This is a genomic window from Verruconatronum alginivorum, assembly GCF_056590205.1.
In genome coordinates this window covers 3,471,801-3,494,562 of sequence record NZ_JBWPVQ010000001.1, presented here as the reverse complement: position 1 = coordinate 3,494,562, position 22,762 = coordinate 3,471,801, and the positions used below count along the sequence as shown (strand labels likewise).

20 protein-coding genes are annotated in these 22,762 nt (G+C 58.3%); 10 read left to right on the top strand and 10 right to left on the bottom strand.

From position 1 onward, the window contains the following. Positions 1-268 precede the first annotated feature (268 nt). Together ACWUI2_RS12490 and ACWUI2_RS12485 are read right to left on the bottom strand one after the other, a co-directional pair. Positions 269-1,444, bottom strand: a complete 1,176-nt coding sequence (locus tag ACWUI2_RS12490; RefSeq protein WP_486983181.1) for a TolB-like translocation protein — start codon at positions 1,442-1,444, stop codon at positions 269-271. 72 nt (positions 1,445-1,516) lie between these two features. Beyond that, on the bottom strand, positions 1,517-2,401 hold the full coding sequence (locus ACWUI2_RS12485) for a helix-turn-helix domain-containing protein (RefSeq protein WP_486983180.1): 885 nt from the start codon (positions 2,399-2,401) through the stop codon (positions 1,517-1,519). A gap of 129 nt (positions 2,402-2,530) precedes the next feature. On the opposite strand from ACWUI2_RS12485, the gene dgoD reads away from it, so the two are divergent. From dgoD to ACWUI2_RS12470, 3 genes are read left to right on the top strand one after another with little or no spacing between them, the layout of a single operon-like run. Next, entirely contained in the window at positions 2,531-3,721 is a 1,191-nt protein-coding gene (dgoD, locus tag ACWUI2_RS12480; RefSeq protein WP_486983179.1) for a galactonate dehydratase, read from the top strand. Further along, complete coding sequence (locus tag ACWUI2_RS12475) at positions 3,714-5,762, top strand: DUF6259 domain-containing protein (protein WP_486983178.1); 2,049 nt, start codon at positions 3,714-3,716, stop codon at positions 5,760-5,762. Before dgoD ends, ACWUI2_RS12475 begins: the two co-directional genes overlap by 8 nt. Beyond that, on the top strand, positions 5,759-6,520 hold the full coding sequence (locus ACWUI2_RS12470) for a 3-oxoacyl-ACP reductase family protein (protein ID WP_486983177.1): 762 nt from the start codon (positions 5,759-5,761) through the stop codon (positions 6,518-6,520). The genes ACWUI2_RS12475 and ACWUI2_RS12470 overlap by 4 nt, the downstream gene beginning before the upstream one ends. A gap of 42 nt (positions 6,521-6,562) precedes the next feature. On the opposite strand, the gene ACWUI2_RS12465 is transcribed toward ACWUI2_RS12470, so the two are convergent. The 6 genes from ACWUI2_RS12465 to ACWUI2_RS12440 all read right to left on the bottom strand — a co-directional run bounded on the left by ACWUI2_RS12465 (position 6,563) and on the right by ACWUI2_RS12440 (position 16,221). Beyond that, positions 6,563-9,898 (bottom strand): alpha-amylase family protein, encoded by a 3,336-nt coding sequence (locus tag ACWUI2_RS12465; protein WP_486983176.1) that lies wholly within the window; start codon positions 9,896-9,898, stop codon positions 6,563-6,565. 103 nt (positions 9,899-10,001) lie between these two features. Then, the gene (locus ACWUI2_RS12460; protein WP_486983175.1) at positions 10,002-10,823 is read right to left on the bottom strand and encodes a PEP-CTERM sorting domain-containing protein; all 822 of its coding nucleotides are present in this window, start codon (positions 10,821-10,823) and stop codon (positions 10,002-10,004) included. Between the two features lie 79 nt (positions 10,824-10,902). Beyond that, on the bottom strand, positions 10,903-11,871 hold the full coding sequence (locus tag ACWUI2_RS12455) for a hypothetical protein (protein WP_486983174.1): 969 nt from the start codon (positions 11,869-11,871) through the stop codon (positions 10,903-10,905). 46 nt (positions 11,872-11,917) lie between these two features. Further along, entirely contained in the window at positions 11,918-14,113 is a 2,196-nt protein-coding gene (locus tag ACWUI2_RS12450) for an alpha-amylase family protein (protein WP_486983173.1), read from the bottom strand. 18 nt (positions 14,114-14,131) lie between these two features. Next, complete coding sequence (locus ACWUI2_RS12445; RefSeq protein ID WP_486983172.1) at positions 14,132-14,869, bottom strand: type II secretion system protein; 738 nt, start codon at positions 14,867-14,869, stop codon at positions 14,132-14,134. 323 nt (positions 14,870-15,192) lie between these two features. Beyond that, complete coding sequence (locus ACWUI2_RS12440; protein WP_486983171.1) at positions 15,193-16,221, bottom strand: LacI family DNA-binding transcriptional regulator; 1,029 nt, start codon at positions 16,219-16,221, stop codon at positions 15,193-15,195. Positions 16,222-16,376: 155 nt separating this feature from the next. On the opposite strand from ACWUI2_RS12440, the gene ACWUI2_RS12435 reads away from it, so the two are divergent. Next, positions 16,377-16,532, top strand: coding sequence for a hypothetical protein (locus ACWUI2_RS12435; RefSeq protein ID WP_486983170.1), 156 nt, complete (start codon positions 16,377-16,379; stop codon positions 16,530-16,532). A 143-nt stretch (positions 16,533-16,675) separates the two neighbouring features. On the opposite strand, the gene ACWUI2_RS12430 is transcribed toward ACWUI2_RS12435, so the two are convergent. Next, a complete protein-coding gene (locus ACWUI2_RS12430) occupies positions 16,676-16,843 on the bottom strand; it encodes a hypothetical protein (protein WP_486983169.1) in 168 nt (55 codons plus the stop codon). Between the two features lie 39 nt (positions 16,844-16,882). Here ACWUI2_RS12430 and ACWUI2_RS12425 point away from each other — a divergent pair, with 39 nt between their 5' ends. From ACWUI2_RS12425 to ACWUI2_RS12400, 6 genes are all read left to right on the top strand, one after another. Further along, on the top strand, positions 16,883-17,155 hold the full coding sequence (locus tag ACWUI2_RS12425) for a hypothetical protein (RefSeq protein ID WP_486983168.1): 273 nt from the start codon (positions 16,883-16,885) through the stop codon (positions 17,153-17,155). 98 nt (positions 17,156-17,253) lie between these two features. Further along, on the top strand, positions 17,254-18,549 hold the full coding sequence (locus ACWUI2_RS12420) for a sensor histidine kinase (protein ID WP_486983167.1): 1,296 nt from the start codon (positions 17,254-17,256) through the stop codon (positions 18,547-18,549). A gap of 9 nt (positions 18,550-18,558) precedes the next feature. After that, complete coding sequence (locus ACWUI2_RS12415) at positions 18,559-19,005, top strand: response regulator (RefSeq protein WP_486983166.1); 447 nt, start codon at positions 18,559-18,561, stop codon at positions 19,003-19,005. Positions 19,006-19,104: 99 nt separating this feature from the next. Beyond that, positions 19,105-20,622 carry a GAF domain-containing sensor histidine kinase gene (locus ACWUI2_RS12410; RefSeq protein WP_486983165.1) on the top strand — a complete coding sequence of 506 codons (1,518 nt, stop codon included), beginning with the start codon at positions 19,105-19,107 and terminating at the stop codon, positions 20,620-20,622. 14 nt (positions 20,623-20,636) lie between these two features. Further along, on the top strand, positions 20,637-21,314 hold the full coding sequence (locus ACWUI2_RS12405) for a response regulator (RefSeq protein WP_486983164.1): 678 nt from the start codon (positions 20,637-20,639) through the stop codon (positions 21,312-21,314). 132 nt (positions 21,315-21,446) lie between these two features. Further along, complete coding sequence (locus ACWUI2_RS12400) at positions 21,447-22,343, top strand: helix-turn-helix domain-containing protein (RefSeq protein WP_486983163.1); 897 nt, start codon at positions 21,447-21,449, stop codon at positions 22,341-22,343. Between the two features lie 206 nt (positions 22,344-22,549). On the opposite strand, the gene ACWUI2_RS12395 is transcribed toward ACWUI2_RS12400, so the two are convergent. Next, a complete protein-coding gene (locus ACWUI2_RS12395; RefSeq protein ID WP_486983162.1) occupies positions 22,550-22,747 on the bottom strand; it encodes a hypothetical protein in 198 nt (65 codons plus the stop codon). Positions 22,748-22,762: the final 15 nt, after the last annotated feature.

The window sequence follows — 22,762 nt, the reverse complement described above, 5'->3', positions numbered from 1 at the left end:
AAACATCGGACTCCAGGATCGATTTCGCAACCGCCCGAATGGGAGCCAGTCGCATGCACCTTTTTTCACCCTTCAAATCAGGTGTCAAACCATTTGATACCGAACAAAACTAATAACACCAATAAGAAGACTTCAAGCAATGATTTCGGTAGACTTAAGAAAACACAATCAATTCAAATAAAGTTACTTATGAACCCAACAAAGCCCCGCGCAGATTTATTTCAATCGATGAAAAAACACCCCAAAAGAGCTTTGATCCCGCCGAAGTTCATTCCTTCGGAATACTAAACCGATAGATTCCGCGAAATCCTTCGTGGACGGAGTCAATCGACAGGGCCTTCCCCGTCGGATGCCAACGGGGATGAAGGTCGCACCGGGTTTCGCGGATGACCGGGTCGTCCAACTCGCGCGACTTCACCGAACCGAAATCGACGCCCCGCTTCGATTCCAAATCGTAAAGATACAGATGCCGCCTTCCTTCGCGGGGATAACTGTCGTAAACCAGCCGCCGGAGATCTGGTGAGTAACTTTCATGACCGTCATCCACGAAAAAATCCGGATCCACCAACCGATACTCCCGGGTCCGGTCCCGAAACTCGCCGAGCGTGATCCGTCCTTTCGGATCCTTGATCACCATCGCCAGCACTTCGTCGTCGCGCCAATGATAGTGCGACGCGACTCCGCCGTCCCATAAAATAAACGGATCGCTCCCGTCCGCGTTGGCCGTGACCGCCAGCGTCCCGATCGGTGCTGCCTGGGTGTCCGCACTCCCCTGCGATTGCCATCCCCAGTTCCGGACCAAGGCGACGAAACGGGTCCCGCCGGGATTCAGATTCAGGTGGTTGACCAAAATTTTGTTCTCCCCGAAATAAGGCCGGCAGAATTCCCCGAGCACCCGCAACGAGAGCACCAGTTCAGACTTCCCCGATTCGAGGTCGATCCGGAATACGCCGTCACCGGTCGGATGGGCCTCGCCAGCAAATGGATCCGCGATTCCGGCGTAACCGTAACCCGGCCGAAAATCGAACATCCGTTCAAATCCAATGCTCAACGCAAAGCGCCCGCGGGGATCGACGTTGGCCACCGGTCGGGATAACCGCCGCACGATCTTCCCCGCCAAGTCCTGGACGACCCCGACATAGCGCCCGTCTTCCCGCCGGTTATAAATTACCTGATCATCCGGAGCCGCCGGATGCCATTGGAGCATCGCTCCTTGCTGGAAGTTCCACGCGGTCGTTTCGCCAATCTTGTGGAACTCCGTGCTCCCGGCCTCCAGGAACCCGACCTCGGCGACATCCTCCGGCCCCGGCATCTGATCTATAAACCCGACCCGGTGGACCAAATGCCGGTCCCCCCGCCCGCTCCAGGCCGGCAAATCGTAGTATCCAAAAAAACAATGCTCCCCCCCGGGACTCAACCGCTCCAACTTCGCTTCAAGATCCATGATTCGATCAAAGACCGAACAACCGGAAACTCAATTTCATTTCCAAAGAGGGGTCTCATTCTTGAAAGCCCCCTATACCGACGTCTTTCCCGCGGCCCGATAGTTCCTGGGCGACACTCCGTGACGGGCGCGAAACCAATTGGAAAACTGCGACAAATGCCGGAACCCGAGTTCCGCGGCGATGGCCTTCACCGAGACATCGCTCCTCCACAGTTGCTCGCGCGCATAAAGGCTCCGCTGTCGATCCCGGTATTGCGAAGGCGTCGCCCCCAACTCGTGCCGCCATAACCGTTCCAGTTGCCCCGCGGTCAACCCGTACTCCGCCGCGAATTCCTCGCGCGAAAACCCGGCTTGAATGCTCAATCCCGCCAAACGGCGGTGACTCGCCCTCACCCGGGAATCCGCGATAAGAGGCGGGCCGTAGTCAAGTCCAGCCGCCGGCAGCAACCTCAGCAAACTCCGAAACAACCCCACGGTTCGCTCCTGCAATTCCAATTGGTCTTCCAGGGAGAAATCCAGCCGCGAGAGCTGCAGGGATTGGGCCGCGCTCAAACTCCGAATCGCCGCGCAACCGGTCACCTTTGCAAGCGCCCGCACCGCCCCGGCGTCAGGTTTTATCAATACAAAAGGCCTCCCCCGCCACTCCGCCCCATTGCCCGAAGACTCGACCGAAAAATGAAGCGACAAAATCTCTGCATCCCCGGAAAACCGTTGGTTCCTCTCCCCCGGAGTCCCCACCATCCATACTCCATCGGCACTCCGGGCCGCCAGCCGAACCCCCTCCTTCTCCACCTGAACGCTTCCCCGGATCAATTTCCATATCGTCAAAACGTTGCCCAGAAATCGCCCCGATCGTCCGGCGACGGATCCTTGGTAACATCGGGTCAAACGCACCTGCAAATTCCGCCAGCCTCCGGCCTCGGAATGCCTCAGCGGAACCTCCGCGAATTCGGTCATGCATAATTTTATTAACTTTTTTCCGTTTCCTGTAAAGCGTCCCGGTGTGCATCCAGGCGATTTGTGTGCGATGCTCAGTTCCTTGAAATAAACTTTTCAACAAATTGCCAAACGCAGATTCCCCGAGTTATGAGGCTCAAGAAACTGACCACCTACCTTTGCGACGCCTACCGGACCAATTGGGCGTTCGTGAAAATCGAAACCGACTGCGGTCAATACGGCTGGGGGGAAGCGACCCTGGAATACCGGGAAAAGACCGTGCTGCAAGCGGTGCATGAGTTGGAGGGGTCGTTGGCCGGACGGGATCTGCATAACATTGAGGGTTGGTGGCAGGATGCCTACCGGGATGCGTATTGGCGCGGCGGCCCGGTCTTGATGAGCGCCCTTTCGGCGATTGAAATGGCGTTGTGGGATTTGAAGGGCAAAGCTCTTGGCGTCCCGGTTTGGCAACTGCTGGGCGGCAAAGTCCGCGACACGGTTCCTTGCTACGCAAACGCCTGGTTCGCGAACGCCAAATCCGCCGACGAGTTCGCGTCCGCGGCGAAATCAGCCGCCGCAGCGGGCTACAAAGCCTTGAAATGGGATCCGTTCGGATCCGCTTACCGGACCCTTTCGTCACGCGAGCTGAACATTTCCATGAGGGTTGTTGAAGCCGTCAAGGAGGCGGTCGGCACCGCCGCGGAACTGATGGTCGAAGGTCACGGGCGCTTCGAATTGCCGGCGGCCCGCCGGATCGCCCGGGCATTGGAAGACTACGATGTTCTCTGGTTCGAGGAGCCGCTCATCCCGGGGAATCTCGAAAACTATGCCCGGCTTCGCCACGAGACCCGCACTCCGATTTCCATGGGAGAACGCCTTTACAGCCGGTGGGAATTCCGGGAGGTCTTCGAACGAGGCTGCGCCGATTACATCCAACCGGATGTCTCCCATGCCGGCGGAATCTGGGAGTTGCGGAAAATCGCCGCTCTGGCCGAAATCTGGCAAATTCCGTTTTGTCCGCACAACCCATCCGGTCCCATCGCGAACGCCGCCACTCTCCAATTGGCGGCATGCACCCCGAATTTCCCCTATCTGGAAACGATGGCCACCGACGTGGCCTGGCGCAGCGAAGTGGCCCGTGAATCCTGCCACCTGAGAGACGGCCAAATGGTGATTTCCGACGCCCCGGGACTGGGAATCGAAATCGATGAAGACGCGATCGCGGCCCATCCCTATCAAATTCACGGACTGCGTCATTACACCGGCGCCCTGACGGAGATTCGACCGCCGGACGCTCAGTCCACCTTCTCCTCCAAAGACAGGACCGGCGACCATGAATAAACATAGCGTTAACCTCCGGGAAGGCACGGTCGGCTTCGACCAAAAGGGAGGCATCAACTTGATCGCCCTCAACGGCCGGGAACCGTTCCTGCAAACCGAACAGGGGCACTTGTGGGAGGTGGTCATGCAGGAGCCCTCCGACGGCAACATCCTCGGCAAGAAGCATCTGGTGACTTCCGCGACTTCACCGGATCCCACGATCACGGAGACCCCCGACGGCCTTAAATTCGTGTACTCATCTATTGGTGACGAATCCCGCCAGTTTGATGTCGAACTGACAATCGACATCGAAACCCACGGAGATTCGATCTCCATTTCCGCCACTCTAGCGAACCGTGAATCAGCATCGATCGTGCGGGAGATCCATTGCCCAGTGGTTCGTGGAATCGATCCCAAGGCAACGCCGTGCAAGTTGCTCTGGCCCAACGAGGCCGGTGAACGCTACGATGATCCGACTCAAATCCGGGACATGCGGATCACCTATCCCAAGGAAGCTTCGATGCAGTTTGTCGTGGTGGATCGCGGAGATCATGGGCTTTACGTCGGTTCCCATGACTCAAGCTTCCAGGCCACCTACCTCAACGCGTATTATCGGAACCAGGATAGCGCCCTCGATCTCTCAATCACAAAAATACCGTACCTACTCCCGGGTGAAGAATGGAAGTCGGCCCCTTCGTTGATCAGACCTTACCAAGGCCAATGGCACGTCGCGGCGGATTTTTATCGGCGCTGGGCGAACACCTGGTGGAAACCCCTGAAAAGACCGGCCGCCGCCGAGGATTTCCCCGGCTGGCAATTGGTCATCATGAAACAACAGAACGGCGAGATCATCTGGAACTACGATGACATCGACCTCCTCCGAAAGCTCGGCGAGACCAATGGACTGAATTTCCTCGGACTGTTCGGATGGACCGCCGGCGGCCATGACCGGCATTACCCCCGATACATTCCGGATCCGGCGATGGGAGGCGAAAAAGCATTGGCGGAAAACATCCGTCGAGCCCGGGACGCCGGGACGAAGGTGATTTTATATGTGAACGGACAGTTGATGGACGTGCTGGGTGACTTCTTCCCTGGCGACGGAAAGGGAATTGCTTGCCTCAGCGAACGAGGCGAACCGTTTCTGGAAATGTGGCAGAAATACCGGGATGCTCCCGCCCGGGTCCATGCCTACGGATGCCAATCAACGGAGGGATGGCGCGCGATATTGTTGTCGCTGGCCGAACAGGCCCAAAAGCTTGGAGCTTCGGGGATTCTCTATGATCAGATCGGGTCTCCCCGCTGGCCGCTGTGCTTCAGCCGCGAGCATGATCACGATCGTCCAGGGGAGGCCTGTGGTCCGGGTGTCGTGGAAAACCTGCGACAAATCCAGGAACACATGCATCGCATCGACCCGGATTTCCTGATCATGACGGAACATATCTGCGATTGCACCAACATGCACATCGACCTGACCCACGGATCGGGCGCGGGATTTCGGCCGCATGATACGGCATTCCCCGCCCTCTTCCGTTACACGTTTCCCGAATACGTCGTCACTCAGCGCCACAAAACACCCGTCATCGATCCGAAGAGCGCCAACTTCGGGTTGCGTTACGGAATGAGACCGGAAGTGGAATATCGCTATGGCCCGGACCGCTCCTTCGTGGAACATGGCATCCGTCCTTCCTTCAAAGACTACGAAGCGATCTCGGAAAACGAAGGCATCCAAATGATGCAGGACGTCGACCTGGGCGAATCTCTCGCCCACCTCTCGAAACTGATCCGGTTCCAGCGCGACAACCGCGACCTTCTCTGGAGTGGCCGGTTCATCGATACCGTCGGTATCCGGATACAAAACAACCGCCTCCAGGTGACGGCGTTCGAATCGGAAGCCGAAATTGGCATTCTTCTGATGAATCCGACCGATGACACAGAAACACCCGCCTTCGAGTTGCAGCACAAACGCCGGTTGATCGCCGTGTCCAGCCTCGATGGACCCGTCGAAGTGATCGACTCTCCGCTCGCCCCGGGGGAAATCCGCCTCTACAGGTATCGATGAACGAGACGTTTTCACTGAAAGGGAAAGTCGCCTTGGTCACCGGCGCGGGCCGGGGATTGGGACGGTCGATGGCCGTCGCGTTCGCAAAAGCCGGGGCCAGCCTCCTGATCAACGACGGCGGCTCTCCGCAGGAAGCAAACGGCGTGAAAGCCGAGATCGAAAAACTGGGGCAAAGAGCCGTCGTGGTACTGGGGGACGTCAGCGACGAGGTGGATGTCCGTGAACTTTTCGTGACGGTCCGGAAAGAATTTGGCGGCCTGGATATCCTCGTCAACAACGCCGGGATCTCCGAAGACAAAGACATCTTCACCACGACGCTCGACGACTGGAACCGGATGTTAAAAATCAATCTGACCGGCACGTTCCTGTGTTCGAAATTCGCGATGGAGATCATGCGCGAGCAAATGCGAGGACGGATTATCCAAATCAGTTCGGTGACGGGCGAACAAGGGGCGATCAAGGGACATATTCATTATGCGACTACAAAAAGCGGACTGCTCGGGTTCACCAAAACCCTCGCCCGGACCGCCGCGCCGTTCGGAATAACGGTCAACGCGATCGCACCGGGAATCATCGAGACCGATCTACTGCGCAAGGTTCACGGTCCATCCGGCGTCGAACAAATGCGCTCCCAGGTCCCGCTCGGCCTCGGCACTGGAGCGGACGTGGCCTCAACCGCGGTTTTTCTGGCCAGTGATGAGGCCCGCTATATCACCGGCGCCACCTTCGACGTAAACGGAGGCCTTTACTTCAGATAAGATAACGGAACCGAAGTGCTCAGTCCGGGGCGCCGGATCTTCTTATTCAATCAGCAATCGATAAGTTCCATAGGGCTCGAGCTGGACCGGCCAGGTGGTTTGCCAGGTATTCAGGTTGTCTTCAGTATAGATCCAATCACCGGTGACACCGGAAAGATCCAAAGCACCCTCGACCGGTTTCCCTGTAACGTTGGCCATGAGGAGAAGTTTTTCGCCATTGTCCACCCACCACCGAGCCACCACTCCTTCCGGCGCCGGCCCGCTCCACGCAACTTCCGGAGCCGGCGCGCGCGAAAGCAACCAGGGTGACATCTCTTTGACCTGCGTGAACACCGGAACAACGATCTGACTGAACCGTTCGCCATGCAGTCCACTTCCCACCGCGCTCGGCCCCAGACTGCGGTAGCCGGGAATCATGTAAGTGTAGGAATAACCAATCAGCATCGAAGTTCCTCCGATAAGGGATTGCCACGTCATGTTTCTCGCTTGCTCCAGAGTCGGAAAAGCCCGGGGCAAACCGGAATTGAAGGCGTGCGACTCAAAAATTTGCAGGCCAAACGAAAGCGGACGGCGGTTCGCCAAAGCTTGATTGGCCCGGCTCACATTGTGGTAAACGGAGCCAAAACCGAACGGCAACCCCTGATGTCTCGCGATGGGATAGGTGTGCATGCCAATGATATCGGCGGTATCCGAATAATACTCGAAATCCGTCATCATATAGGCGGCGAAAACCGGCCGGTCAGGATCCAGTCGTTTCACCAGCTCATACCGCGCGTTCACCCGTTTCAATTTATACAGGGAATCCTCGTCGCTGATATACCACGCCACCAGGGCCGGGTGCGTGCGGAAGGTCTCAACGATCTCAGTGACAATCGCGTCCGGGTCGTCCGCAAGGTGATCGAGGCCGGCCCGATAAGCAGCAGGGACATGAAACGGGCCGCTCTGGCCGAGTCCAATATCCTTGAGAGAAAAAATCACCCCCAGTCCGAGATTGTGGGCGGCATCCAGATACGCCTGGATCCCATTGAAATTGCCGTTCACGATGCCGTAATTCATCACGGCGTCGAAACAACCGGCCCCGGCGATGTGTTCGAGTTCCGCGATCGCCTTAACCCCTCCGGTGGAACCGACGTTCGTGTTCAGATACAATGCCGTGAAAAGCGTCGGGGTCCCGTTACGGGTGATCCGTTGCTCGTCATCGAGCGCCAGCATGCCGCTAGTGGAATTCTCAAACCGGCGGTACAGCTCAAACGACCTCCCTTCATAGGCAGCTCCGTTTTCAATCCCCCACTTCGGATCAGGATCGAGCCGGATGGTTTCCACCACCCCGGCATCAATAAGCGCAGCCTCAACCGTGAGGATCTCTCCTTCTTCACCGGGCGGAAGCACGAGCGTCACGGTCTGCCGGTTGCCAGTGGGATCGACCGTCGTCTTGTGCAACATTTCGCCATCGTCCCCCCACAGCGTTACCTGAACCGCCAGTTGGACCAAAGTCCTGCCTGTTGGTCGCGGATGCACCCGAAAGGAAAGTTCGATTTCGTCCCCTTCCTCCACCGCCACCGTGCGCATGTGGCCCGGTCGGATCAGTTCCACCACAAGGGCGGGTGGCGACAGCGCCTTGAGGGAAAGATCGTCAAACCAGAAACTTCCGGTCGTGGCCGGAGCCAGCCGGAAAACCGCCTCCAGACGCACCGCCTCGTCCGGCATCGCCGGGGTCACGGAATCGCCGTTCAAGGGAATCGACCGGGCGCTGGTGTAAAGGCTTCCTCCGAGGTTTTCCCAATCTCCGCTGAAACGGGCCGATTCCCACAGGTCCTGGAATGCCCCGGCTTTCCCCAACAACCTGCCCTCCGCGTCGAACCACTCCAACGCCAGGTATCCGCCATAATCTTCCAACGCCCCCAGTCCCCGCCAATCCTCTTCCGCCCGGACTTTCACCGAATAATGAATCCGGTCTCCAGCCTCGAAATGGATCCGCCGCCGCACTTCGACCGCGGTCGGCTCGTCCGTTTCCTTTTCCAACCTCACACTATACGGACCCGTCGCGGCTACCGTTTCATCCAGATAGGCGCCCTCCGAAAAAAGCCAATTGGTCCCTCCGTTGATAAAGGAGTCCAAATAGGGCAACTGCCCCGGCGGACGGTCTTCCCACGGGAGTCGAATCGAGCTGCCCAATACACGATACTCCCGCGAAGGCGATTCGCGGTCCCGCAAGAGAAACGGAATCCATCCCCCCGTACCGGATATCCGGACCCCGGAGTCCGTCCATCCGGTCACGCCATCGGACGCCTCGACCCGGTAAATTTCCCCGGCTTCGGAGTAAAATCCCAAGCCCGCGGCGGGATAAATCGCCGGACCCGCCACGTCGGCCGGATCAAACCCGCCGCCCCCGTTCGTCACTTCAAGGCGAAAAAATTCCCTCGGTTTGTCCCGCGCCGAAAATAGATTGGAAACCGGCTCTCCAGAGCCTTCCACCGCTCCCGTCGCGTTTTGCCACTGAACCAAATCTTCCGACTTCCGCAGTTGATAGGTGAGCCCGGGGGCGGTCGGAAAATCAATCTCCACCGCCGCGAATCGCTCAAACTCCTGTGGAAGATGGGGAACTCGATTATCAATCAAGATGGCATCGACGAAAAAGTCGACCGGCGCATCCGTTCCAGCCGATGGGGAGGCCGCATTCAAAACCCGGATCCAATTGAAGGCATTGATGTTTCCTTGGATGTGCAGGTTTTCAACCTTCGACAAGGGATTCCCCTCCAGATCGAGAAGGGTAATATCGTATCGCAAATCCGCGGGACGCACATCGACCAGAAACCGGTAGAACCGCCCGGAAGTCACTCCCTGCACCCCTGACATCCATGGATCGGAGTCGAGGTATACCATCGCTCCCTCGCTTCGCGCCGCGGCATACACGGCGGTGCCGTCCCCCACGAAGCCAAATTGAATTCCATTCGCCGTGGTGGGCCAATTGGCCAGAACGAAGGTGGACCTCAATGCCAAGGCACTGGGCGAAAAATCGACCCGTCCCGCCACCATCATCGAAAACGGTTCGACAAGAGCGTTTTCACTCGAATTGCCGATGTCGCCGTCGCTGGGAATAAACTTTTTCCTGACTTGGAGCGTCCCCTGGTTCTCCCCTTTGGCCACTCTCAACATCCATTTCCCCTCCGGCGCTGACGAACCGGCGACCACCGCAGTCGCTATCCCTTGATGGCTCGATTCCCAGCCATCCTGCTGGTGAAGCGCTCCAAGGTTGTAAACCGGGGACTCAAACCCGCTGGCCCAAATACTCTCCCCGAAAACGGAGGAGCTTCCAAAAAGGATAATCAAGATGAAAGCAACCTTCCAGGAACTAAGAAAAACGCGAACTCGGTCCATAATATCCCCCCGCAATGAGAGCTCTCCGCCGATCAGCCCGCTGGCCGATCGGCGGCTCACAAAACAATCCAATCAGAAAACAGCTTTTCCGAAAAAGTTCCGCTCAGGGGCCGGACCTCGTGCCGGATCGATACCGGCGAAAGGTGACCAACCCTGCCAATGCGAGACCGCCCAGAAAAAGGGCGTAAGTCGACGGCTCAGGAATGATCTGAAGATCATCGTAGTAAGCGGTCACCTGGCCGGATGCGGTGTTCAAGTTCATCATCCGGATCCATTGGTAGATCTGGTTTCCCGAGCTGATCGCATCGGAATAGGATGAAAGAAGGGAGCCGCCGGAATCCAACAGACGGACGTCGAACCGGGCATCCTCCGGGCGAACATCCACCTCGAATTGGTAGAACACACCCGACACGATCGGTTGAACCCCCTCCATCAGCGGATTGGCATCCAGATGGATCGTGGTCGTGTTGCTGCGAACATACGCGTAAACGTTGGATCCATCTCCGATAAAACCAACCCGAGCGCCATTAGCGGTTGAATCGGTTTGCTGAAAGGTGACGGGAGTATGAAGATTCAGCCCGGTGGAATCAAACTGCACCATCATATAAAAGCTGGCCGAAAACGCGGTCGTTATCGGATCCGGCGTGAAGGCCCGCCGAACCCCCGTGCTCCCGGCGCCGGCGTTCTTTTGCAGCTGCAGCAGTTGGCTTCCCTCCGGAGCCGCCGGATGGGACCCGCCTCCCTCAACAATCGAGCGGCCGCCGGATCCGAATCCACTCCCCCAACCATCCTGCCCGATCACGCTGCCGGTTTCATAGGTCGGCGCCTCAAACCCGGTCGCATAGATAAACTGTCCCTGGACGGATAACGCCGACGCCAGGAAACCCGCCGCAGCCATCCAACTCGTAAGCACTTTATATTTCATCGTATTTCTTTCGTTTTATTTGGGTTTAACAATACCGGTGACACCTCACCCTGAAAACTCGACCGGCTGACTACTATTTCTACTCAACTCGCAACCTGAAAAATCCCCGGTCCCCTTCCACAGGTACCATGAGCGTTGAAACCGGACCTTCCGCTGTCACGACATCCAGTTCGGTAAACGACGTCGTCAGGTCCGGACTCCACTCCACAATGTAGGCGGTCCCTTCCACGCTGTTCCAAGAGAGCTCCATGTTCTCCCCGACACGGGCGATCGCGAGTCTCGGAATTTCCGGCACCGTCGCATGTTCGATAACAAGATTGTCGAAATATACGATAACCTGCCCCGACCCATCGATTGTATTCAAAAGTCGGATCCATTGATAGGTCGGATTTCCACTGGCCTGAACATTGGTGGCGGTGGAAAGCACGTCTCCTTCCAAAGTCATCAGGGTGACATCGAAGACGTCGTTCTCCTCCGGCCTCAGCTCCATCTTGAACCGGTAATATTGTCCCGACACTACCGGTTGAATTCCCGGCGTCTCAGGGTCGGCGTCGAGAAAAATGTCGCCGCTCCCACCCGTGCGGGCCCAGGCATACACGTTCGTTCCGTCGCCGCGAAATCCGACCCTCGCCCCCGACGCCGTCCCAGCCGTCTCCTGAAACGTGACCGGCGCCAACAAGTTGACCGCGGTGGCGTCGAACTGGATCATCGCATCGTAGGTCACAGTAAAGGCGGTGGTGATCGGAGTCGGACTAAATTGCCGTCGAACTCCAGTCGTCCCGCCAATTGCCGTTTTCCATAATTGCAGTAACTGGGTTCCTTCGGTTGCGGGAGGATGTTGCCCCTGAGAATACTCCGCTCCCCCTGTCACAACAAACCGGCCGCCGGAACTGAAGGCACTCTCCCAACCATCCTGAGTCATCACGGCCCCTTCTGCATATAATGGCGGTTCAAAGCTCGTAGCGTAAATCACATCGGCATGAAGCGAAATAGATGTGGATACAATTCCGATCATCGTCACCGAAACGAAACCTGCAAGGGATGTCATACTGGGATACCAATGGTTTCTAATATTTTTCATTGTTTTGGGCGTTTTATGGGTTCAACTTAACATTTTGAATAGGTCTGATTATTACACTCGCGGTCTGATAAGGTTCGAAAGCTATCCTCAGGTTGCTTGAAAACGGGTGGCTCGCTCCATTCAGAAGCAGTTCTCCCTCCGGAAATCCGCTCAAATCGACCGTTGCATCAACGGGACGGCGTCCCGTGTTGGCGGCCAGGAACAAAAAGGAATCCCCCTCTTTCCACCATCGGGCCACAACGCCTTCCGGTTCCGCCTCCACCCAGTTCACGGCTGGCGATTCTTCGGACGAAAGCAGAAAGGGCGAGATATCCCGGGCTTCCCGAAACACCGGAGCGACGATCGTCCGGAACAATTCGTCATGCCGCCCTCCCCGGATCTCGTCTTTGCCCATCGCCCGGTAGCCACGGATCATAAATGTGTAAGAATATCCGAACACCATCTTCGTGCCCGCGATATACGATTGATAGAGCATGTTCCGCAGCTGACTTTCACTCGGAAACGCCCCGGGTAAATCGCGTTCGAAGGCATGGTAATCAAACATTTGAACCCCGTAAGAGAGCAATCTTCGACCCTTCAAATCCGCTCCGGCAGCCTTGGTTCTCTCATAAACCGAGCGGAATCCATAGGGGTGACCCTGCCGTCTTCCAATCGGATAAACGTGCATCCCAACCACGTCGCCGGTATCGATATAATATCCAAAGTCAGTCGTAATATATGCGGCGAAGACGGGATTATACGGATCCAACCGGGAAACCAGCTCGTAACGTTCATTCAGTCGTTTGAGTTTGTAGAGGGAGTCTTCGTCGCTGATGTACCAGCCATACAACGCGGGATGGTCCCGGAACGTCTCGACCAGCTTCGCCGCGAGAGCGTCCGGATCCTCGGATAGATGATCCAGTCCCGCACGGTAACGCTCGGGAACACTGGTCGGACCGCTCTGCCCCAATCCGATATCCTTCAGGCAGAAGACCACTCCCAATCCCACTTCAGCCGCCTTGTCGAGGTAGCGCTGAATGCCGTCCATATCCCCCACCACGATGCCATAGTTCATCACGGCGTCAAAGGCGCCCGCTTCCGCAATATGCTCCAACTCCGCCAACGCCTTCTCCAACTGCGCCTGATCGACCGATGTATTCAAATAGAGGACCCGCGAGAAAACCGGCTCCCCGTCCCGGACCAGCCGATCGTACTCGTCGACCACCATTGTGCCGGCCCGGGGAGGAACCTCTCGGCGAAAGAAGACGAATCGCCGTCCTTCGATGGCCGGCCCTTGCTCCAAGCCCCACTTTACATCCGGATCGAGCCGGACCGGTCCTTCGATTTCGCGGTCGACCAAGGCGATTTCAACGGCGTATTCCCCTTGCGGTGCTTCGGAGGGAATCGGGAAAACCACCCGATGCCAGTCCATGTCACCTGCCCCGAAGATCCGCTCGGTAATCAGTTCGTCACCCGGTCCCCAAAGAGTCACCCGCACCTCCCGGTTGCCCGCATCGCGGCCCTCGAATTGCGGCGCGGTCTGAAACTGAATTTCAATTTCACCTTCCCCCTGTGGCGGAAGCGCCCGTTTGTAGCGCGGCCGCACCACTTCGGCGACCAGAACCGGAGCTGGAATCGGCCGAATTTCGATCGCATCGAAATAAAAGTCCGCGGTCGTGCCGGGAGAAACCTTGAGCACCACATCCACCCGGTCGACGTCCTTCGAAAGGACCGGGGTCACCGAGTCCCCGTTCAAGGGAACTTCCCGGCCAGGCTTGTGCAACCGGCCACCGAGATTCCCCCACTTACCCGGCTCCCGCAACGAGGGACGAATGAGCTGAAAATCACCGGTCTTACCCAAGCGGTTTCCATCCTTGTCGAACCACTCGATCACCATATATCCGCCGTAATCCTCCAGTTCCTGGTAACCGGGCCACGAATCAGGCGACAGAATTTTCGCGGAAAACCAGAGCCGATGTCCGGCAATGAAGGGAATCGAATGACGCGCCTCGACCGGAGGACCTCCCGCGACATGCCGAAGCCGCAGGCTCGATTTTCCGGAAAAAGCGCGGTCGTCGGCCAACTCCGCCCCATCGGTCACCCGCCACTCCCCGATACCCCGGTCAAAGTTTTCCTGAAAAACGTATCGTTCCATATCGCCCTGCCCCAATACGAACCGGCCCAGTGAGAGCGTCAGCACCGCAACGGTGAGAAGAATTTTGTGATTCATGGGATTGTTGAACCGGCTTTATCGACCAATCCAAAACGTCGTCGTGTCACCCGAGGCATATTGAGTGAAGAACTCCGGCCCCAAGGTCTCCACGTGGCCGTCGAGAAAGACCACATTCTGCGATCCTTTGTGGGGCCAAATGAAATTCGGAATGTAGTTCGAGCGGCCCGCCAATCCGTAATACCAACCGGCCGCCGATTCCGACAACGGGGCGCCATCCATCAGATAAGCCATCCGGGTCGGATTCTCCACCTGCGACAGTGTGGAGAAAATCGCACTGGGGCTGCGATGGTCGCTGGTCGCCTCCCGATTGATCGTATACGTCCTCAAAGCATGATCCGATGAAGGACGGAGCATTTGGGACGTGGGACAAGTCAAGACCGTCGTCATCGGCGGGACATTTCCCGCGACTCGCGGATGGAGCGGTAAATCAAGATAATGGGCCAACCCCGGCGAAGGTGCGCTCGGCGAATTGGACGAATTCCCCGCCTCGAAATTCGCGATCACGTAACCGTGGAAAGCGCCATTGTGATCATCCGCGAAAACATGGGCCGCCAGAGCGACCGCCCGCAAATTGCTGGCGCAGGTCGCTTGCTGCGCTGTCGCCCTGACACTCGACGCGACCGGAATCAAAATGGCCGCCAAAATCCCGATGATGGCGATAACCGTCAGGAGTTCGATCAACGTGAAGGCCTCGGCGGTTTTGCCAAACCCGGGCCCGTGTTTCTTAAGAGATCTGAGTCGAGTAACTTTCATAAACTTTAAGGGTGCGATTTTAAGTTTTTGCGTCGCCACTTGGACCGACTGAAAACGACGTTTGAATCCAGAGAGGCTCAGCTACCGATAGAACATCCTGAAATTCATTCAGACGGTCAACCGCGCGTTTATGCAACTTGTTGCTCAAGGAATGGGCGAAGCCCAAGGCCGAATGGCTGGTCCCTCCTGGGGAACGACTTGGAATGCCATCCCAGCCGGTCGAAATCTGTAGCGTTCGCACCGATGGGTCGCCCATCAGCCGCCGTCTTGTGACCCGCCGGGCCAAAGGTCTTCGCCAAAAGCGCGAAAACCTCGGAAGGCCGTCATTTCTTCGCGGGCAAACTGGTCCCGTCGACCCATTCCGAACGGATCAACGTGTCCTGAGCGTGCTCCGTGAGTCCCCGTTCGTTGCCGACCAGGAGCCCGTGCAACATTCGAAGAGCGACCGTAGCGAGGTGGGACGGACGCTGGACCATTCCGGCCGCGCCGGCCAAACGGTGTTTTTCAGTCGGGTTCAAACTGGCGAAACCGATTTCCCGCCCGATGCCTGTTGCCAAATATGCATTTCGGCAGTCGTCGAGCGACGGACCCGCCACCAGGATCGCGTCCCACTTCCCTTTCGCATACCACTCCGCGAATTCTGCCGGCGTCGCCGGTCCCCACATGAGCGGCTGCTGAAACGCCCCGGGGGGTCGCCCGCGCCAAACAGTATACGCTCCGAGGCGCCGCCCGCGGGTGCGAATGTGAGACTCCGGGCTGATGATCAACCCGATCCGCTGGTATCCCCTTGCGGTCACCGCGTTCATCGCGTCGATCATTTCCGCGAAGTGGTCGAACCCGACCCGATGCAATGGCGAGAGCCGGTGACTGAATCCGAGCTCAATCACCGCGAACCGCGACCAATCCAACTCGATGCTTTGCATAGGCACCGAAAGATGCCCCAGGATGACCCCTTGCACGCCCCGATTATACAAAGTCCGGGAAAGCGACCCTTGATCCGCCGTCTTCCTTCTGGTGGTGAAAATGTCGATGCTGTATCCGTAGCTTCTGACATTTTGATGAAGCGCCCCCATGATTTCCCGCACCGTCGCCGAGTCGTCGTCATCGGTGATAAATGCCAGCGAAACCATCGATTCATGCACCACCTTCGCCCGGCGGGCCTGGCCGAGCGCACTGTAAAGCGGGTTGGCGACATATCCCATTTCCCGGGCCAACTCCTGAATTTGCCGGCGCCGGTCCGGCGAAATTTGAGGCGCGTCCCGGAGCGCCCGGGAAACGGTCGAAATGTTCACCCCCGCCCGGGCGGCGATGTCGCGGATGCTGACGTTGCCGGAAGGCTCGGAGTCGTTCATAACCGAATGAAAACTCCGGTTCGCCCCCCGGGGCAACAGGAAAAAGCAGGGGAAAACGCCGAACCCCGGGTTCGCTTTAAGATCGGCATTTGGCTCAGGTTTCGAACAGGCGAATCCCCATGGCGGTGGCGCGAAAACAGAAGTATGCTTATGCCATGAACTTAATACTATTATTGCTCATTCTTTTGCTGCTTTTCGGCGGCGGTGGTTTCTATTTCGGCGGACCGGCGATCGGCGGCAGCGGCATCGGACTGATCCTCCTGATCGCCTTGATCATCTTCCTCGCCGGCGGCTTCCGCTCCCGACCGTAGCAATACCCACGAAGACCGCACCGAACGGAAATCACAGACAGGAATGTCTGTGCCACGTGACACCGGCATTCCTGTCGGTGGGTTTTCCTTACAAGTTCCGGCGCCATCCGATCCAAGTTTCCTTGCATCAGGGGGCCGGGCGGCTACGCTGAATGGCCGTGAACTTCGGTCGTCTTAACCAAGCCGCGTTCGTTGCGCTCGGGGTCGGTCTTCTCGCCGTCGCCTTCCTCACCGGTTGCTCCTTCCGGGCCGAGGGCGAGGGCTTCCGCATTGAATCCCCTCCCCAGGATCCGCCGGACGAAGCGTTTCATTGGTAAGTCCTCCAGCGTTTCCTTTTTCTTTCCTCCGCCATGATCGATGTGAAACCGCTTTCCGGCTCGCGTTACGAAGTGACCGTCAACGCCGCCACCCCCACCCGTCATACCGTGACGCTCACCCCCGAGACCCACGCCCGCCTCGCCGGAGAAGCGACCAGTCCGGCCGAATTGATCCGCATGAGTTTCGAGTTTCTCCTCGAGCGCGAGCCCAACACCTCCATTCTCCGCTCCTTCGACCTTCCCGTCATCGCCACCTATTTCCCCGAATACGAAGCCGAGATCCGGAAGCGATGCGAAAGAGAATGATGAATGAATGAGTGATGAATGATGAGATTGATTGAACCTTGAACCACAAGGGTCTCTCTTTTCATAATCCCGAATTCATCATTCATGATTCTCTTCAAATGAAAGATTATTCCCGCATGTCCCGGGAGGAGCTCATCGAGCGTCTCAAGGTCCTCGAGGAGCGCGCCGCTTCTTCGGCGGCCGACGCCGACGCCCGCAGCACCGAACGGCGACTCCACGAATCGGCCTTGCGCGACAGCGAGCAACGGATCCGGGCCATCGTCAACACCGCCGTCGAGGGGATCATCACCATCGACGACCGTGGCATCATCGAATCGGTCAATCCGGCCGCCGAGAAGATGTTCGGCTACGAGGCCCGGGAACTGGTCGGGCGCAATGTCAACATCCTGATGCCCCCGCCCTACCGTCAGGAACACGACGGCTACATTGCCAATTACCGTAATACCGGACAGGCCAAGATCATTGGAATCGGCCGCGAGGTCCTCGGCCAACGCAAGGATGGCACCGTTTTTCCGATGGATCTCTCGGTCGGCGAGGTCCGATTGGCCAACTGCCGTCTCTTCACAGGCTTCGTCCGCAACATCACCGAACGGAAACGGGCCGAATCCCAATTGGCCGAACTCGCCCAAACGTTGGCCGAGAAAAACCGCGAACTGGAAACGATCGTCTATGTCGCCTCCCACGATTTGCGCTCCCCGTTGGTCAACATCCAGGGCTTCAGCAAGGAACTCGCCGAGGCCTGCTCCCTGATCCAAGCCAAACTTCAATCCGAGGAATTCCGCAAAGCCAACCTCGGCGATGTCGCCACGCTGCTCAACGAGGATGTCCCGGAAGCGATCGAATATATCCTCGCCGGGGTCGCCAAGATCGACGCCCTTCTGACCGGTTTCCTCCGTTTCTCCCGTCTCGGCCGGGCCGCGCTCGAACCGCGCGAGCTCGATTTGAACGAGATGCTGGCCGAGATCGCCCGCACCATGGAGTTCGAGTTGAAACAGGCCTCCGCCTCGCTGGAAATCCTGCCACTCCCCTCCTGCTTCGGCGACCCGACCCAGATCAACCAGGTGTTTTCCAACCTACTCGCCAACGCCATCAAATATTCCGCCCCGGACCGTCCCCCGGAAATCGCCGTTTCCGGTCGGCGCGAAGACGGTTTCTCGGTCTACGCGGTCCGCGACAACGGCATCGGGATCGCCCCGGAGCACCAGGGAAAGGTGTTCGAAATTTTCCACCGCCTCAACCCCGGCGCGGGGGACGGCGAAGGTCTTGGGCTCGCCATCGCCCAAAAAATCCTCGAACGTCACGGAGGACGGATCGAGGTCGAATCGATCCCGGGCGAAGGAAGCACGTTTTTCGTCCGGATCCCCGCCCGCCGCCTTCCGGCCGGGCAGTTGTAAGAAACAAGCATGAAGGAAAAAGATAAAATCGTCATTTTGATCGCCGAGGACGACGCCGGACACACCCGGCTCATCGAGAAGAACCTCGCCCGCGCCGGAGTGAAGGATTCGATCCTCCGTTTCGCCGACGGGCAACAGATCCTCGACTTCCTCTTCCGCCGGGGCCCGGAGCCCCACCACGACGCCACCCAGGCCTACCTCCTGCTCCTCGACATCCGGATGCCGAAAGTCGACGGCACCGAGGTCCTCCGTCAGATCAAAGCCAACGAGGAACTCCGCAAAATGCCGGTCATCATGCTGACCACCACCGAGGACCCCCGCGAGGTCGCCCGTTGCCATGATCTAGGTTGCAACAACTACATCGTGAAACCGGTCGATTACGACAAGTTCGCCGACGCCATCCAAAAGTTAGGGACGTTCATCAATCTCGTCCAGATCCCGCCCGGCCGGCCTTGAGAAACGGAAGATCACCCACGAATAGACACGAATAAACACGAATCCAAAACATCTGCGATTATCTGCGTGATCTGCGGTTAATCCCCCCCCTTTTTACAGATGACCACCGTCACCGCCTCCTCCGCCCGGATCCTGGTCGTCGACGACGATCCGGGCCTGAACCGCCTGATCCAGAAAACGGTCCGCCGGGCCGGCTACGAGGCCACCGCAGCCACCACCGCCGAGGAGGCGATCCGGATGCTCGGCGAGGGCGACGTCGACCTGATGTTGCTCGACCTGAAACTCCCCGACGCCGAGGGAGCCCAACTGATCGACCGCTTGGAGGAGCGCAACCTGCGGGTGCCGTTCATCGTCATCACCGGACAAGGCGACGAACGGGTCGCGGTCCAGATGATGAAACGGGGAGCGAGCGACTACCTGATCAAGGACACCGATTTCCTCCAGTTCCTCCCCTCGGTCATCGACCGGGTCCTCGGTCGTCTCGAAACCGAAAAGGCCCTCGCCGCCCGCATCCGCCAACAGGCTTCCGTCGCCGCCCTCGGCAAAAAGGTCCTCGGCGGCGCCTCCTTCGAGGATCTTCTCCGGGAAACCGCCTCGTTGCTGGTGCAAACCTTCGAGGCCGATTTCAGCCAGGTTTTCGAGCTTACCCCCGACGGCCGTTCGCTTCTCCTGCGGGCCGGACATGGTTGGGAGCGAAAGCAAATCGGACGGATTTCGATCCCGGTCGCCGACACCCCCGCCGGTCTCGCCCTTTCCTCCCTGGAACCGGTCATCGCCACCGACCTCCACGAGGATCCCCGCTTCCAGCTCCCCGCGACCTTCGCCTCCCGGGGAATCACCAGTTCCCTCGCCGCCCCGATTTTCGACCGCGACCGTCCCTACGGCGTCCTCGCGGTCGACACCAGCCGCAAACGCCGCTTCTCCGCCGACGACGTCCATTTCCTCCAATCGTTGGCCAACCTCCTTTCCCAGTCGATCGAACGCCGCCGTGCCGAAAAGGAATTGCTCGAAGTCAGCGGGCGCGAGCAACGGCGGATCGGACAGGATTTGCACGACGGACTCGGCCAACGTCTCACCGGCATCGAATTGATGAGCCACGTTTTGGAGGAGGAACTCGCCGATCTCAACCTTCCCCAAGCGGCCCAAGCCGGACGGATCGCCGAACATGTCCGCGAAGCGATCTCCCAAACCCGCATGCTCGCCCGCGGCCTTTTCCCGGTCCAACTGGAAGACGAGGGCCTGATGGCCGCCCTGCAGGAGCTTTGCTCGTCGGCCGAGAGTCTCTACAACATCAAGTGCCTCTTCGAGTGCGACTCGCCGATTCTGGTCAAGGATAACACCCGCGCCAGCCACCTCTACCGCATCGCCCAGGAAGCGATCAACAACGCGATCAAACACGGCAAACCGTCCCGCATCGTCGTCAGTCTCGGCAAGGTCGACGGCAAACGGACATTGCGAATCACCGACGACGGCCACGGATTCCCGAAAAAACCGGCCGCCGAGGGCCTCGGCCTCCGCATCATGAAACGCCGTGCCGCCATGATCGGCGCCTCCCTCGAAATCCTTCCCTCCAAGCCCACCGGCGTCAGCGTGGTTTGCACTCTCGAAGAAAACTAGCTTCCCAACGACTCATGGCCGCCAAGTCCTCATCATCCACCGCCAGGAAAACGAAGATCCTCATCGTCGACGACCATCCGATGATGCGAGAGGGGCTCGCCCAATTGATCGCCCGCGAAAGCGACCTTGAGGTCTGCGGCGAAGCCGAGGATGCCGCCCAAGCCCTCGCCGCCGTCCGCTCGTTGAAACCGGGGCTCATCCTGATCGATATCACTCTCAGCGGAAAAAACGGACTGGAACTGATCAAGGACATCCAATCTTTCGCCCCCGAGATCCTCATTCTGGTGATCTCCATGCACGACGAATCCCTCTACGCCGAACGGGTCCTCCGCGCCGGGGGTCGCGGTTACGTCATGAAACAGGAGGGGGGCAAAAAGATCATGCAGGCGATTCGCAAGGTCCTCGACGGCCAGATTCACGTGAGCGAGAAGATTTCCGCCCGCATCCTCGACCTCTTTTCCGGCCGCCGCCCCCAAGCCGAGAATTCCCCTCTCGAACGCCTCACCGATCGCGAACTCGAAGTTTTCCAACTGATCGGCCAGGCACTCAGCACCAAGGAGATCGGCGCCCGCCTCAACATCAGCGGCAAAACCGTCGAAGTCCACAAAGGGCACATCAAGGAAAAGCTCGGCCTCGCCAACACCCGCGAACTGATCTCCTACGCCGCCCGCTGGGTCGGCAGCCAAGACTGATGGCCAGAAGCCGCAGGCCGCCGGGCCGCCATAGGCAATTTACCTATATCCGATAGGAAAAAGCGGTTACTCACGGGTGGAATTTAGTCCAATTGGCGCGCAGTGATGGACATGGTATGCTCCGTCCATCCTATGAAATGCACGTCCAAACAAATCCTGAAGAAGATCATCGATTCCGCCACTTACCAAGAGTTCGAGGCGGCGTTTCAGGAGAGCACCGGCCTTCCTCTGACGCTCACTCCGTTGGAGACCTGGGGACTTCCCCAGCACGAGCGCAAGAACGAGAATCCCGTTTGCGCGATTCTCGCCGGTGACCGCCGGGCGTGCTCCGCCTGCCTCGGCACCCAGAAAGAGATTTGCGCCGCCCCGGAAAGCGCTTCGACCACCGTCACCTGCTTCGCCGGATTCCGCGAATCCGCCGTGCCGGTCCGGGTCAACGGAGCCCCGGTCGGTCTGCTCCAATCCGGACAGATCCTCCCCGAGCCCCCCACCCGCGACGGTTTTCTCCGGCTCAAGGAGAAACTAGCTCAAATGGGCGCCCAGATCGACGACGCGGTCCTGGAGGAAACCTATTTCCAATCGACCGCAATGAACGCGCAGCGCTACGAGGCGACGGTCAGTCTTCTCCGCCAGTTCGCCACCCACCTCGAACTGATCGGCAACCGCCTGGTGATGGAAAGCGAAACCACCGAGGCTCCGATCATCCAGCGAGCCCGGGCCTACATCGAAGCCAACTTCTCGGAAAGCATTTCTCTCAAAGAAATCGCCTCCGCCGTGCACACCAGCACGTTCTACTTCTGCAAAGTCTTCCGCAAAGGAACCGGCCTGACCTTCACCGAATACCTGACCCGGGTCCGGATCGAGCACGCCAAGACCCAGCTCACCAATCCGCACCTCCGAATCAGCGAAATCGCCTTCGCGGTCGGCTTCCAATCCCTCTCCCAATTCAACCGCGCCTTCAAAAGCTTCACCGGCCGCTCCCCGACCGAATACCGGTCAAAGGAACAGCCCCGGGCGATGGTGGCGTAAGGGATTCCCACTCTTTGAGCGTTGGGAGTTGAAAGTTGGACGCTTCAACCGGAAAAGGAAGAAAACGCTCAACGTTCAACATTCAACGTTCAAATTGGATGACGGGGGAACTTCAAACTCTGGACGTTGAACGTTGGACGTTGGACGTTGAACGTTGAACGTTGAGAATTGAAAGTTGAACGTTTCCCGGCCTCAGTCCGTCCCGCTCACGGCTTCGTCTTCCCGCGCCCCTTCTTTTTCCGTTTATTCGGATCGTCGAGGGAAAGCCGGTAGAGGGTGTAAACCCCGACGGCGATCAGCAGGAGCAGGGCGACTAGGCCGACGATCGGTTGTTCGTAGCCGAACCCCGTCGCCATGACGACGGCCAATACAACGGCGATAGCGGAGAGAAGTTTCCAATTCATACAGGGAGAAGTTTG